This window comes from Arthrobacter sp. SPT-J7 (assembly GCF_059089965.1).
In genome coordinates, this window is sequence record NZ_JBNHFF010000005.1 from 281,042 (window position 1) to 293,745 (window position 12,704).

Genomic DNA, 12,704 nt, shown 5'->3' on the forward strand with positions numbered 1-12,704 from the left:
GTGTCCGGGGCGGCTGCCTGGTCCGGCCTCACAGCTCATCGTCCACGCTGCTCCTCGCTGCGATGGTCGTTGCAGCCACCTCTTTCAGCCGCGGGTGCAGGTGGTCGCCGTCGTCCACCACCCCTGTTTCCCACCGGATCCTCAGGCCGTCGCCATAGTCCTCGAGGCTGGCGAGGTTGTTGTCGAACCAGGGCCGTTTGAGACCCTTCCAGGACATCGGCGGTTTCGGCACATTGGCCGCCTTGGCCACCAGTGCACCGACCGGGGCGGCCACGCCGTAGGACATGACCGCCGTGAAGTAACGCAGGAACCGAGGCAGCGGGTTGCGGACGGGGGAGCAGACGGCCTGGATGATCCGGCTGCCCGAGGACCGCTGGACCTCGGACACGTAGGAGAAGTGGACGTCGCCCGAGAGGAAGGTGACGGTCTCCGGCGCAGGCCCGCGTGCGCCGTCGGCCACCTCCTGCACGATCTCTGCCACCTTCCGGAAGCTGCGCTGGAAGGCCGCCCAATGCTCCAAATCCACCGCCTGCCGAAGCTGCTCGCCGATGGCTGCCGGAAGCCGGCCCCAGGCTCCTTCGCTCAGCGCCTCGTTCCAGGACTCGATGTGGTGCAGGCCTTGGGGGAGCAGGAACGGCAGCGAGGTGCCGATCAGCAGGTGCTTGAACCCGCCCTGCAGTTGGCCGTCCAGCCAGGCCATCTCCTCCGGGTCCAGCAGCGCGCGCCGCTCCGGCTCCAGTTCCCGGGCCGCGCGCGAGTCCAGTACTACCAGCCTGCTTCCGCCGATATCGCGTGTGAAGCTCCACCGGTAGGTTTCCGGATGCTGGTCCGCCCGCTCCATGAAAGCCTCCAGCGCGTCGGTCAGGTCCAGTTCGGCCCCGTTCTGCTCGGCCACCTCCAAATCGCCGTCAACGTCGCCGTCGCCCCCGCCCCCGCCGTCGCCGGTGTGGTTGGTTACCTTCTGCCACAGTTCGTCCTTGGCGCGCTGTTCTGGCGACAGGTTGCCCAGGTGTTGGTAGACCCAGTAGGACGCCAGACCGGAAACGATCCGGCCGTGCCACCAGGATGTTTCCTCCATTTGCCGCTTCCAGGCCAGCGACGCGTTCCAGTCGTCACGAATGTCATGATCGTCGAAGATCATGGCGCTGGGCACCGTGGACAGCAGCCAGCGGTTGGCACCGTCCGACCACGCGAGCATGTACAGGTGCGCGTACTCCTGAAAGTCCTTGAGCTCCGCGCCCGGCGGTTCCTTGATGTCGCGCCGGGACCGGATGAAATCCCGCATGGCCTCGGTGGTGGAATCCGCATAGACCTGGTCGCCGAGGAAGAGGATCAGGGCCGGCCACCCGGAGTTGTTTCCCGCGGTGTCCCCGGCTTGGCCGGTCGTTGCTCGGTGCAGCGCATACGCCCGCAGCGCGTCCACGCCATGTTTCCGGTTGCCCGCGGCGTCATGCTCGGTGCTGGTGCGGCAGGACCCGAACGCCAGGCTGACTGGGCGCCCCGGCGCGAGGGTGCGGATCACCGGCGGCGGGTACAGCGAGTCCGGTTCCGGCCAGGCGGGAACGCCGTCGACCTCCAGCCGGTACGGCATCGCGCTCCCGGGCTCCAGCCCGTCGACCTCGACCAGCGCATAGTGGTGGCCGTGCACAGCAAACGTGCGTGCTTGCCAGGACCGATCTCCAACAACGACGGCGATGCGGGCCGCTTCTCCGGTTTCCACCCAGATGCTGGCGGTCGTCTGATCCACGTAGCGAAGCATCGGGCCAAGTACCAGCGGCGATGAAGACATAAATCCTCCTGCCTGAACTGACAGAACGGTGTACCACTGGGCGACACTCTGCCATTATCCGTAGTGCGCCGGAAGAGCAGAATACGGTCAGGCCGGCAGGTTAGCGTTGCGGTTCGGGTGCTACCGGCAGGTCGGGGATCCGGGCCGGATCGGGCGAGGGCAGGCTGCCGTCCTCCAGCGGAAAGTTCTTGCCGGGGTGTTCGTTTGACCGGTCCGGCGTGGTCGGAGCAGGCAGCTCGCCGTCAAACGGTGGAACTCCCGGCAGGACACCGCGGAGTGGCGAGGCCGGAGGGTGCTCCACGCCTTTGTGCCCGCCCGTGGCCGACCGGTGGTTGTGCTCGCCCGGGGTTTCGGTTTGCTGCCCGGGCGCCAGAGAGCGTCCCGGGGCTGGCTGTTCGGTTGCGTCGGTGGCGGAATCCGCAGCCTGGTTGGCCGGCGCATCGTCGGCCGAGCCGGAGCGGTCCTCGGGCCTGTTGTTTTTCGACTCGTCCTGGCTGGGCGCGGCAGGGACGCCGGCGGGACGGCCTAGCTCGGAGCCGTCGGGGGTCTGGGCCTTGCCACCGGACGGCGCGAAGAAACCAATGACGTTTTGAACGGCCTGGTCAGTGGCAGCCCGAAAATCTGGGTTGGCCGCGGCCACTCCGGAGACTCCCAGGCCGGTCCCGGCCAGTGCGGCCGCGACCATCAGGGCACCCCGGACGTTGCGCCGCCGCCGCAGCGGGACGACCGGGGCAGTCGCCGTCGTCGTCATGAAAACCATCAGTTCCGGAGACGGCTCAGGCGCCGAATAAGCTTCGCCGGCAGCGCGGAGGGCCAGCAAGGAGGATTCGAGCTGCTCGGAAGGGGCCACTTCGGCTTCCTCCAGCAACCGGCGGACCGCATCGTCACCGGGAACCTTAAGGTGTTTCACAGTAGGGCCTCCTTCCTTTCCACAATGGATTTCAGTTTCAACAGGGCACGCCGTTGCAATTGCTTGATAGAGCCGGTGCTCCTGCCCATGATTTCGGCGACCTGTTCCAGCGACAGATCCGCCACCACGCGCAGCAGCAGCACTTCCTGCTGGTCGGGCTTCAGCTCCTTGAGCTGGCGGCCCACGTCGCTCTCGCCGAGCGTCTCCAGTAGCACCGTTTCGGCCGATTCAACCGCCCGCCGATCGGCGTCGGGATCATAGGGCCAGAGTTGCGGTTGGCGGGCACGACGCCGGACATCGTCCACATAGCGGGCGTGCGCTATGGAGAAAGCCAGCGTGCGCAGTCCTTGGAAGCCGCCGCGCACAGATCCGATCCGCGAGAAGAGGGCCAGGAAGACCTCCTGCACCGCGCCTTCGTGGTCATCCAGACCGCGCATTTTCAGGTAGCCGGTGATCCCGGGAGCCAGCGCCGCGTAGATCTCGCTGAAAGCCTCGGCCTTTCCTGACTGCGCTGCAGACACAACGTCGTCGGAGAGCATGCCAAGCAAACTAAAGGTCCTTCAACTGCGGGCGTCGGGTGAAGCGGCTTCAGTGTAGCCACCCCACCCGACACCGAGCGAAATTACTGTCCGGTCTCAACCTTGACCGAAGCTGCACCGCGGAGTTCGGCGCGGTCTTCTGCCGCCTCGGTGCGGGCGTCGATCTTGGCCTGCGCGTCGGGGTTGGCGGTCACCGGCAGCTCCGGAACGGCCGGGATGGCGGGGACTGCCGGAATGGTGGGCTCGCCGTCGACGCCCGGAACAGCCGGGGTTGCCGGGACAGCCGGGGTCACCACGGCGCCCGAGCGGAGTTCGGCGGCAGCGCCAGCCTCGTCGGTTCCTGCCTCGGCGGTGGCGTCGGCACCGGCCATCGCGTCAACGTCGGTGCCGTCCGCGCTCACGCCGGCCTTGGCGTCCACGTCAGCCTCAACATTGGCACCTGCTTTGACGCCCGGCACGGCGGGGGTGGCCGGGACAGCCGGAACGGCCTGCTCACCGTCAGCGGCCGGAATGCCGGGGGTGGCCGGAACGGCGGGAGTGGTGATGGCGCTCGCGGTTTCCCCGGCTGTCAGCGCGGGAGCGGCAACGGCAGCGCCGGCTCCGCCAGCGGCGATGACGGCAGCCAGAGCGGCTCCCTTGGCGGGCAGGCTCAGGGTACGGAAACGATTCGTCATGGTTCTCCTCGATTTGTTGCTTGGCGCACGGCTGGCGGAAGCCCGCAGCGCGCCCGTACACCTGTCTAATCGCGCCGGGGAGGTGAAAGGTTACGCTTTCTTGATTATTTTCTTGGCGGGGTAGCCCCAAGCGTTCTGCCCGGCAGACCGAGCAAGAATTCGCCGACCAGGCCGGTGCCATCCACCCCTTTTGTCCTCCACAGACCGGTTTGGCGAGCGCCCGGTCCACAACCGTCCGATCACACCGCCAACTGTCCTACCCGGCGCATAGGCTGTTATCAGTTGGAGTTCAGCACCAAACGTTGGCCACCGAAGTGCATGTTGAAGTGCGTATTTCGGTGGCGTCCGTGGACTCGTGTCCATGAGCACTCGTGTTCCTAGGTCGTGCCCTGTGGCACGCAAAAGATGGAGACGCTGACGTGATGGAATCGGCCGCACAACACAACCCGGAATGGCAGGCCGCGGACCGGCCGGCCCCAGCAGGCGGCGTGTCGGCGGCCGGGAGTGAGCCGGTTGGAGCGGCTGCAGTCAACGCGTTTGCCGGCTGCCTGGCGCATCTTGACCGTGACGTCTCCGATGCAGAACGGATCGAGCAGCTCACCGCGTTGGAGAACCTTAAAGACGCCGCTGCGGCCGCGCAGGCAACTGTTCAGGTCGGGCTGGATGAGTCCATCCGTGCCAAGCGAGCAGCGGCCGGGGTGCCGGAGGAGCGGCGCGGGCGGGGGATTGCGAAGCAGGTCGGGTTGGCGCGCCGGCAGTCACCGCACCGCGGCGGAATCCTGTTGGGCATGGCCAAGGTTTTGGTCAAGGAGATGCCGCACACCCTACACGCGCTAAAGGCGGGGGTGTTGAATGAGCGGCGGGCCCTCATACTAGTCAGCGAAACGGCGTGCTTGACCCGTCAGGACCGAGCACAGGTGGATGAGGAACTTGCCGGAACCCCGGAACGCCTGCAGGGTCTGGGGGACAAGGCGTTGACGGCGGAAGCGCAGAGGATCGCCTACCGGTTGGACCCACATGCAGTGGTGAACCGGGCGGCGAAGGCGGAAGCCGACCGGCACGTTTCCTCACGGCCGGAACCGGACACCATGGTCTCGGTTAGGACGCTGCTGCAGGTGGTCCAAGGCGTGGCAGTGATGGCTGCGCTGAGCCGGGAGGCGGATCGGCTGCGCAATGCCGGGGACCCTAGGTCCCGAGGCCAGGCGATGGCGGATACGGTGTTCGAGCGCCTCACCGGCCAGTCCACTGCAGACCCGGTGCGACTGGAAGTGCAGGTGGTGATGACCGACCGGGCGCTGCTGCAAGGCGACAGCGAGCCAGCTTGGCTGACCGGCTACGGCATTGTCCCCGCACAGTACGCCCGTGACCTCCTCCGCCTTCCACAAGACGCGCCGGAGAATACCGGGTCTGCCGCAGCGCCCTCCCATAGCGCAGCCCGGCCGCCAGATGGACAGACAGCGGCAGGGCCGCCGGACAGCAGGTTCCGACAGAAGGCGCCGCCGGCAGGAACCGAGCCGGGATGGAAGACAGCACGTGAGGAAACCCGCCGCGCGAGGTTGAGAGCTCTCAGGGTCGGCGGGGTGGAGGACGTCTGGGTCCGGCGGCTCTACACCGCGCCGGGGACGGGGCAACTGCTGGGGATGGATTCGACTGCTCGAAAGTTTCCGGACGGGATGCGCCGGATGATCATGGCCCGCGACGCTACGTGCACCGGACCGTGGTGCGATGCGCCGATCCGACATATCGACCACATTGTTGCCTGGTCCGAAGGCGGAAAAACAACGCTGAGCAATGGGCGAGGTCTTTGTGAGGCCTGCAACTACGCCAGAGAAGCGGAAGGCTGGTCTGCCCGAACCGTTAACGGGCCGTTTCCCTGCACGGAAACCACCACTCCGACTGGCCACGTCTACAATTCCACCTCCCCACCCTTACCCGGGACAACGCTATATTCCGAAACCGCCGAGAGAGCGATCTGGGAACCGGCCGAGGGCGAGAAGACGACAGATGCTGTAGCTGTTGCAGCCCGACGGAAAGCGGGAGTCATTGCCAAAAAGGAAAATCGCACGGAACGAAGTCGCCGACGGCTACGACTGATGCGGCGCCCTCGCACGGTGCGGGCCGGCCAAGGAGGTTGAACGCAGTTGCCCTGCGGTTAGAAAAGCCGGTGGCCGGGAGATGGCGTCCCGGCCACCGGCCTAGTCGTTCAGATCAGTGGGCTCAGTATCAGTAAGCCTTGACCCGCTGCTCAACCACCAAGTGGATCAGTGCGAAGGTCTTGTCCTCATCAATGGCTTTCAGGGCAGCTTCAAGGGCGGCGGGCACATCGGCATCGCGTTCAACCTTCACGCCGAACCCACCGAAGGCCTGAGCCATCAGGGCGAAGTCGGGGTTCTTCAGTTGGGTGCCGGAGATGCGCTCGGGGTACCAGCGTTCCTGGTGGGTGCGGATGGTGCCGTATTCCTGGTTGTCCATGACGATGACCAAGGGGGTGGCGCCGTACTGGGCGGCGGTCGCCAGTTCCTGGCCGTTCATGAGGAACTCGCCGTCGCCGGCGATGGTCACGACGCGGCGTCCGGGGTAGGCCAGCGATGCCGCGATGGCCGAAGGAACGGAGTAGCCCATGGAGCCGTTTCGTGCCGAGAGCATGGAGGGGTAGTCATGGGTGGGGAAGTAGCGGTGCGCCCAGTTGGTGTGCTCGCCGGCGCCCAACGTGATCATGGCGTCGCGCGGCAAACCGCTGACCAGATTGGCCATCATGGTGTCCATCCGTGCCGGCCCGTCGGTGGGCTCAGCAGGCGGAAGGGCAGCGAACTTTTCCTGCTCGCCGCGCATGCGCTGGGTGAAGTCTTTCCACTCTTCCTTCAGCGGCAGGTCCATCATGACCAGGTCGCGGACAAATACGTCCGGCTTGGCCACGATCTGGTAGGAGACCGGGCCGGAGCGTCCGCGCAGCGACGGGTCGATGGTGACCAGGAAGTTCTTCTTGGACCAGTCTTGGCGGACCAGGAAGCCATCGGTAATGACGTCGCCCGGAACGGTGCCGACGAAGATCAGCAGGTCCGTTTCTTCGAGCAGGTCGTAGGTGGGCTTCGGCCGGCCGTAGCCGATCGGACCGACGTAAGAGGGGGAGTCGAAGGGGATAGTGCCCTCGCAGCGCCACTCAACGGCAGCGGCAATGTTGTGCTCTTCGAGCCACGTGGTCAGCGTGCTGGTGCCTTCCTGCGTCCAGTCATTGCCTCCGACGACGAACAGCGGCTTTTCGGCTTCCTTCAGGGCAGCCTGCAGCGCCTTCCAATCGGTGACCGTCATGCCGCCTTGGGCAACGGGAATGACCGGGTGCAGCGTGGCGTCGATTTCTTCGCGGATGACATCTTCCGGGAGGCCGACGACGACCGGGCCCGGGCGGCCGCTGGTGGCGGCAAACATCGCTTCGGCGACGATCTCGGACGCGCGTTCGGGGTGGTCCAGAACCATGACGCGCTTGGCTCCTGTGTCGAACCAGGACTTGATGTCGAATTCCTGGAAGGCTTCGCGGTCGCGATGTGCGAAGGGGATCAGGCCCACGAACAGCACCATGGGTGTGGAGTCCTGCCAAGCGGTGTGCAGGCCGACGTGAGCATTGGCGGCGCCCGGCCCGCGGGTGACCATGGCGATGCCTGGCCGCTGGTTCATTTTTCCGTCAGCCTCGGCCATGTAAGCTGCGCCGCCTTCGTGCCGGCAGACGATGGTGTCGATGGTGGAGTTGTGGAGTCCGTCCAACACTTCCAGGTAGCTCTCGCCGGGAATGACATAGGTTCGTTCGACGCCGTGCGCAATCAGCGAATCGACAATGACATGTCCTGCCGATTTGCGGCCGGGCTGCTGCTCGGCTGCGACCGCTTCCTTTTGAACCTGTGTCACAGGAGACCTCTTTCACCTTTGAATCGAACTCAACCGCGGCATTCTTCTCGTGCGGATGCACGGTCCACGATGAATGCGCTTGAGCAAAAGTACATGATGGCGTGTGTTATGACAGCGTTCCTGTGACACGGCGAGGTAACGAACGTGACGTGGTTCGCATTAGCGGATTGAGGTTCTCCGGGGGACCAGCTGAGCCCTCGTGCTGCGCCGGGGATTGGAAATCCCGGGAAAGGGGCGAAAAGACCCGAGTCCAGCGGCTCAGCAGCGTCCCGCGCATGGCTGGCGCGGTTAGAGCGGATCTGCGGAGCCCGGCAGGCACCGGCCCCCGGCCGGGCAGGCGGGCAAGCTGGTGCGGTCAGAGCGGATCAGGGGTGCCCAGATGCTTAAAGGCGAGTGCTCAGAGGCGGCGGTGGCGGGACATGAACCCGACGCTGCCGCGGATGGCGCCCGCCGCTAGGGCGATCAATCCCAGCATGGCCAGAACCAATGAATTTCCCGCGATGCCGATGAACAACAGGAGGGCGCCGGCAACGGCCCACAGGGTTCCGGCGCTGATGGCATGACCGAAGACCATGACGTTGCGACCAGACAGGGAGCGGGCGAGGCGGGGATCGTCATTCTCGAGTTCATGCCCCAGCTTGTCCAGGCGCTGCTTTTCCTCATCCGATAAGGACATTCCGGCCTCCTCGGGCTTCGCGGCGCCGCAGGTGGTGCCGCGCCGGACACCGTGTACTAGACCAATTTAGCTGCGGGATGCAGTGTGCGATACGGGTCGGAGCAAGCGAGGGTCGATTCGTTACGATCCGGGGGGCAGACCGCTCTCCTCGATGTTTCCTCTTTTGCTGGAGCCTGCCAGCCAGTGGTACTTTGTTTCCGATAAATCTGATTTATTGGCGAGAGATTGGTCACCAAATCAGATGTAATGATGCGTCTGAGGAGTTCTGACCATGTCTCTGCAGTATCCCCCGTTGGTGGTGATGGGTGTCCAAGGATGCGGAAAATCCACGGTGGGCGCCGCCGTCGCCAAGCATCTGGGTCTGGAATTCATCGACGGCGACGACCTGCACAGCGCCGCCAACAAGGAAAAGATGGCCTCCGGGCATCCCCTCACCGACGTGGACCGGCACCCGTGGCTGTCCGCCATTGGCCAGGTCATGGCAGACAAGCTGGCGGAGGGAACCACCGCAGTGGTTGCCTGCTCCGCGTTGAAGCGCAGCTACCGCGACCTCATCCGCTCTTTCGCGCCCGAAACCAGGTTCATCCACCTCACCGGAAGCCGCGAGTTGATCGCCGCACGGATTAGCGGCCGCGACCACGAATACATGCCGCCAACCTTGCTGGATTCGCAGTTCCAGACCCTGGAGCCGCTCGCCGACGACGAGGCGGGGCTGGAAGTGTCCGTCACCGATGCGCCGGAGGACATTGCCGTGCGGGTGGAGAACTATCTGCGGGACACAATCGGCCCCACCGGCGCCTAAAGCTCAACCCACAACTAAACGGATAACCATCCGACATAACGAAGGACGATGATGACCGAACTCGAGCTCAACTGGACGTTGGGCACGCCCGGCCTCTTGCTTGTCGCCGTGGCAGCCATCGCGCTGCTGCTGGTGCTGATCATGCGGTTCCGGGTACACGCATTCCTGTCGCTGATTATTGTCAGCCTGCTCACCGCCGTGGCCACCGGCATCCCCGCCGGGGAGATTATGCCGACCCTCCTGGGCGGCTTCGGCGGGACGCTGGCCAGTGTTGCCCTGCTGGTTGGCTTGGGCGCCATGCTGGGCCGCATGCTGGAGGTTTCCGGCGGCGCGGAGGTGATGACGCAGGCACTGATTAAAGGTTTCGGTGAGAAGCGCGCGCCGCTGGCGCTGTCCGTGGCGTCGCTGCTGTTCGGCTTCCCGATCTTCTTCGACGCCGGCCTGGTAGTCATGCTGCCGATCATCTTCACCGTGGCACGCCGCCTGGGCGGCTCGCTGCTGTTCTACGCCTTCCCCGCTGCCACGGCGTTCTCCGTAATGCACATCTTCGTGCCGCCGCACCCGGGTCCCGTGGCCGCCACCGGCCTGCTGGGCGCCGACGTCGGACTGGTCCTGGTTCTGGGCCTCATCGTGGCAATTCCCACGTGGTACGTGGTGGGCTACCTGTTCGGCCGCTTCCTTGGCCGCCGGTTCGATATCCCCGTGCCGGACATCCTGGATGCCCCGAAGGGTTCGGTAGAGTCCGAGTTCCGCTCCGCGCCGAAGCTCGGCACCATCTTCTTCCTGCTGCTGCTGCCGCTGGTGCTGATCTTCCTGAACACCGGCCTGAACATGCTGGCCACCGCAAAGGTTGTCTCGCTGGACGACACTTGGGTGCAGGTGCTGCGGATGCTGGGCGAAACCCCGGTTGCGCTGCTGATCACCGTGCTCCTGGCCATGTGGCTGCTGGGCAGCCGTCAGGGCAAGGAACGCAGCCTGATTGAAACCGTGGTGGACAGCGCACTGGGCCCGGTCTGCTCGATCATCCTGATTACCGGCGCCGGTGGCATGTTTGGCGGTGTGCTGCGCTCCAGCGGCATCGGCAACGCGATCGCCGACTCCTTGGACGCGATCGGCTTGCCGATCATTGTGGCTGGTTTCGTCATTGCGGCCGTGGTCCGCGTTGCACAGGGCTCCGCGACGGTGGCGCTGACCACCGCCGCCGCGCTGGTCCAGCCGGTCGTGATGGGCAATCCGGATTTCAACCCGGTGGAACTGGCCGCCATTGTGCTGGCGCTGGCCGCAGGCTCGGTCTTCGCCGGCCACGTGAACGATTCGGGCTTCTGGCTGGTCAGCCGGTTCTTCCAGATGGACACTAAGACCACGCTGAAGACCTGGACCGTTGGCCAGGCTCTGGTGGGCGTCGTCGGCTTCGTGTTGGCGCTGGCCATCTTCCTGATCGCCACAAATTTCTAGTACTACCTTGAGCATCATGGACGGGGCGGCTGCGGCCGTCCCGTCCGCATTTGGAGAGATCAATGACTGTGAACCTGTTCGACATTTCCTCCCGGGTGGCCCTGGTGACCGGCTCCAGCCGCGGGATCGGCAAGGCCATTGCCCGCGGGCTGGCCGCCGCCGGCGCCGTCGTGGTGCTCAACGGGCTGGACGAGGAACGGCTGGAAGGCTCCCGGGCCGAACTGGCAGCGGAGTTCGGCGAGGACAAGATTTTTGCGCGCGCCTTTGATGTCACCGATGCGCAGGCAGCGGCCGACGGCGTAGCTTGGGTCGAGCGCGAAGTGGGACCTCTGTGGGTGCTGGTCAACAATGCCGGCGTCCAGCACCGGGTCCCGATGCTGGACCTGGAAGTGGAGGACTGGGAACGCGTGCTGCGGACCAACCTGACCAGTGCGTTCCTGGTTGGCCGCGAGGCCGCCCGGCACATGATTGCACGCGGCGCGGGGAAAATCATCAACATCGCTTCGGTACAGACCGACCTGGCCCGCCCGACGATCGCCCCTTACACCGCTTCCAAGGGCGGCATCCGCAACCTGACCCGGGCGATGACCGCCGAGTGGGCGGCCGAGGGGCTGCAGATCAACGCGATCGCCCCGGGCTACATCCACACCGAAATGACCCAGAAACTGGTCGACGACGAGGCGTTCAACAGCTGGATCCTGGGCCGGACCCCCGCACACCGCTGGGGCACCGTGGAGGACATCGTGGGCCCGGCCATCTGGCTGGCGTCCGACGCGTCCAACTTTGTCAACGGCCAGGTGGTCTTCATCGACGGCGGGATGACCACCGTCGTCTAACCGGCAAGCGAAGCACCCAAGGCGGCGCACCGCCGTCGTACTTTTTCAGAGTGAAAGGCAGTTCCGATGACAACCCTTCCAGCACAGTCCCTTGGCGTTGTGGCCCACGCGGCCGGAGACCTGCGGGTTGAACCGGTGGCGCTGGCGCCCGCTCAGCCGGACGAAGCAGTGGTGGAAATTGCGTACGGCGGGATCTGCGGCTCCGACCTGCACTACTGGCAGCACGGCGCGGCCGGCGAGTCCATCCTGAAAGCGCCGATGCTTCTGGGGCATGAAGTGGTGGGCACGGTGGCGGCGGCTGCAGCCGACGGCAGCGGCCCGGCAGCGGGCACCGCGGTGGCCGTGCACCCGGCAACGCCCGGTCCGGGAGACGGCTCCAAGTACCCCTCGGACCGTCCCAACCTGTCCCCGGGCTGCACCTACCTGGGCAGCGCGGCCCGTTTCCCGCACACCGAGGGAGCGTTCGCGCGCTACATCAACTTGCCCACCCGGATGCTGCGCGAGCTGCCGGACAACCTGCCGCTGCGACGGGCCGCCCTGGTGGAGCCGGCCAGCGTGGCCTGGCATGCGGTCTCGCGCGCCGGAGACGTAGCCGGCAAGCGGGTACTGGTGATCGGCTGCGGGCCGATCGGCGCGCTGATCATTGCCGTGCTGAAGCGGGCCGGCGCGGCAGAGATCGTCGCCGTCGATATGCACGAGAAGCCGCTGGAGATCGCGCGCGAGGTCGGCGCGAGCCGGACGCTGCTGGCTACCGATGCCGAGGCGATCGCTGGGGTCGAGGCGGACGTGTGCCTGGAGTCCTCGGGCAACCACTACGGCCTGGCATCGGCTGTGCGCGGTGCTGCCCGCGGCGGCCGCGTGGTGATGGTGGGGCTGCTCCCGTCGGGGGAGCAGCCGGCGCTGATTTCGCTGGCCATTACCCGTGAGCTGGAGCTGGTGGGTTCCTTCCGCTTCAACGACGAGATCGACGAGGTCATTGCGGCGCTGGCCGACGGATCGCTTTATGCGGATCCGGTGATGACCCATGAATACGCCGCGGCCGATGCGTTGGAGGCGTTCGGGATGGCGCGGGACTCGTCGCAGAGCGGCAAGGTGCTGCTGCGCTTCAACGACGCGGAGTAGC

11 protein-coding genes are annotated in these 12,704 nt (G+C 65.8%); 5 read left to right on the top strand and 6 right to left on the bottom strand.

Features of this window, described 5'->3' with window-relative positions:
• Positions 1-28: 28 nt before the first annotated feature.
• The 4 genes from AC5RWX_RS10945 to AC5RWX_RS10960 all read right to left on the bottom strand — a co-directional run bounded on the left by AC5RWX_RS10945 (position 29) and on the right by AC5RWX_RS10960 (position 3,912).
• Entirely contained in the window at positions 29-1,789 is a 1,761-nt protein-coding gene (locus AC5RWX_RS10945; protein WP_493957099.1) for an alkaline phosphatase D family protein, read from the bottom strand.
• 100 nt (positions 1,790-1,889) lie between these two features.
• Positions 1,890-2,699, bottom strand: coding sequence for a hypothetical protein (locus tag AC5RWX_RS10950; protein ID WP_493942623.1), 810 nt, complete (start codon positions 2,697-2,699; stop codon positions 1,890-1,892).
• Positions 2,696-3,238, bottom strand: a complete 543-nt coding sequence (locus AC5RWX_RS10955; protein WP_493957100.1) for an RNA polymerase sigma factor — start codon at positions 3,236-3,238, stop codon at positions 2,696-2,698. Before AC5RWX_RS10955 ends, AC5RWX_RS10950 begins: the two co-directional genes overlap by 4 nt.
• An 83-nt stretch (positions 3,239-3,321) precedes the next feature.
• Positions 3,322-3,912, bottom strand: coding sequence for a hypothetical protein (locus tag AC5RWX_RS10960; RefSeq protein ID WP_493942766.1), 591 nt, complete (start codon positions 3,910-3,912; stop codon positions 3,322-3,324).
• A gap of 422 nt (positions 3,913-4,334) precedes the next feature.
• Between AC5RWX_RS10960 and AC5RWX_RS10965 the strand changes: the two genes are divergently transcribed.
• Entirely contained in the window at positions 4,335-6,047 is a 1,713-nt protein-coding gene (locus AC5RWX_RS10965) for an HNH endonuclease (protein WP_493957334.1), read from the top strand.
• A gap of 88 nt (positions 6,048-6,135) precedes the next feature.
• Here AC5RWX_RS10965 and AC5RWX_RS10970 read toward each other — a convergent pair whose 3' ends face one another.
• Positions 6,136-7,812 carry a thiamine pyrophosphate-dependent enzyme gene (locus AC5RWX_RS10970; RefSeq protein WP_493944706.1) on the bottom strand — a complete coding sequence of 559 codons (1,677 nt, stop codon included), beginning with the start codon at positions 7,810-7,812 and terminating at the stop codon, positions 6,136-6,138.
• Between the two features lie 397 nt (positions 7,813-8,209).
• The gene (locus tag AC5RWX_RS10975; protein WP_493942099.1) at positions 8,210-8,488 is read right to left on the bottom strand and encodes a DUF3040 domain-containing protein; all 279 of its coding nucleotides are present in this window, start codon (positions 8,486-8,488) and stop codon (positions 8,210-8,212) included.
• Positions 8,489-8,759: 271 nt separating this feature from the next.
• Here AC5RWX_RS10975 and AC5RWX_RS10980 point away from each other — a divergent pair, with 271 nt between their 5' ends.
• The 4 genes from AC5RWX_RS10980 (at position 8,760) to AC5RWX_RS10995 (ending at position 12,703) form a co-directional block, all read left to right on the top strand.
• Positions 8,760-9,290, top strand: a complete 531-nt coding sequence (locus AC5RWX_RS10980) for a gluconokinase (RefSeq protein WP_493957101.1) — start codon at positions 8,760-8,762, stop codon at positions 9,288-9,290.
• Between the two features lie 48 nt (positions 9,291-9,338).
• Complete coding sequence (locus AC5RWX_RS10985; protein WP_493957102.1) at positions 9,339-10,745, top strand: GntP family permease; 1,407 nt, start codon at positions 9,339-9,341, stop codon at positions 10,743-10,745.
• A 62-nt stretch (positions 10,746-10,807) separates the two neighbouring features.
• Positions 10,808-11,581, top strand: coding sequence for an SDR family oxidoreductase (locus AC5RWX_RS10990; protein WP_493942096.1), 774 nt, complete (start codon positions 10,808-10,810; stop codon positions 11,579-11,581).
• A gap of 66 nt (positions 11,582-11,647) precedes the next feature.
• Positions 11,648-12,703: an L-idonate 5-dehydrogenase gene (locus AC5RWX_RS10995; RefSeq protein WP_493957103.1), complete on the top strand. Its 1,056-nt coding sequence runs from the start codon at positions 11,648-11,650 to the stop codon at positions 12,701-12,703.
• Position 12,704: the final 1 nt, after the last annotated feature.

What these genes read in the sequence shown, in the direction of transcription:
- AC5RWX_RS10945 (WP_493957099.1), bottom strand. Translation starts at nt 1,789, where the DNA reads ATGTCTTCATCGCCGCTGGTACTTGGCCCGATGCTTCGCTACGTGGAT.
- AC5RWX_RS10955 (WP_493957100.1), bottom strand. Translation starts at nt 3,238, where the DNA reads ATGCTCTCCGACGACGTTGTGTCTGCAGCGCAGTCAGGAAAGGCCGAG.
- AC5RWX_RS10960 (WP_493942766.1), bottom strand. Translation starts at nt 3,912, where the DNA reads ATGACGAATCGTTTCCGTACCCTGAGCCTGCCCGCCAAGGGAGCCGCT.
- AC5RWX_RS10965 (WP_493957334.1), top strand. Translation starts at nt 4,335, where the DNA reads ATGGAATCGGCCGCACAACACAACCCGGAATGGCAGGCCGCGGACCGG.
- AC5RWX_RS10975 (WP_493942099.1), bottom strand. Translation starts at nt 8,488, where the DNA reads ATGTCCTTATCGGATGAGGAAAAGCAGCGCCTGGACAAGCTGGGGCAT.
- AC5RWX_RS10980 (WP_493957101.1), top strand. Translation starts at nt 8,760, where the DNA reads ATGTCTCTGCAGTATCCCCCGTTGGTGGTGATGGGTGTCCAAGGATGC.
- AC5RWX_RS10985 (WP_493957102.1), top strand. Translation starts at nt 9,339, where the DNA reads ATGATGACCGAACTCGAGCTCAACTGGACGTTGGGCACGCCCGGCCTC.
- AC5RWX_RS10990 (WP_493942096.1), top strand. Translation starts at nt 10,808, where the DNA reads ATGACTGTGAACCTGTTCGACATTTCCTCCCGGGTGGCCCTGGTGACC.
- AC5RWX_RS10995 (WP_493957103.1), top strand. Translation starts at nt 11,648, where the DNA reads ATGACAACCCTTCCAGCACAGTCCCTTGGCGTTGTGGCCCACGCGGCC.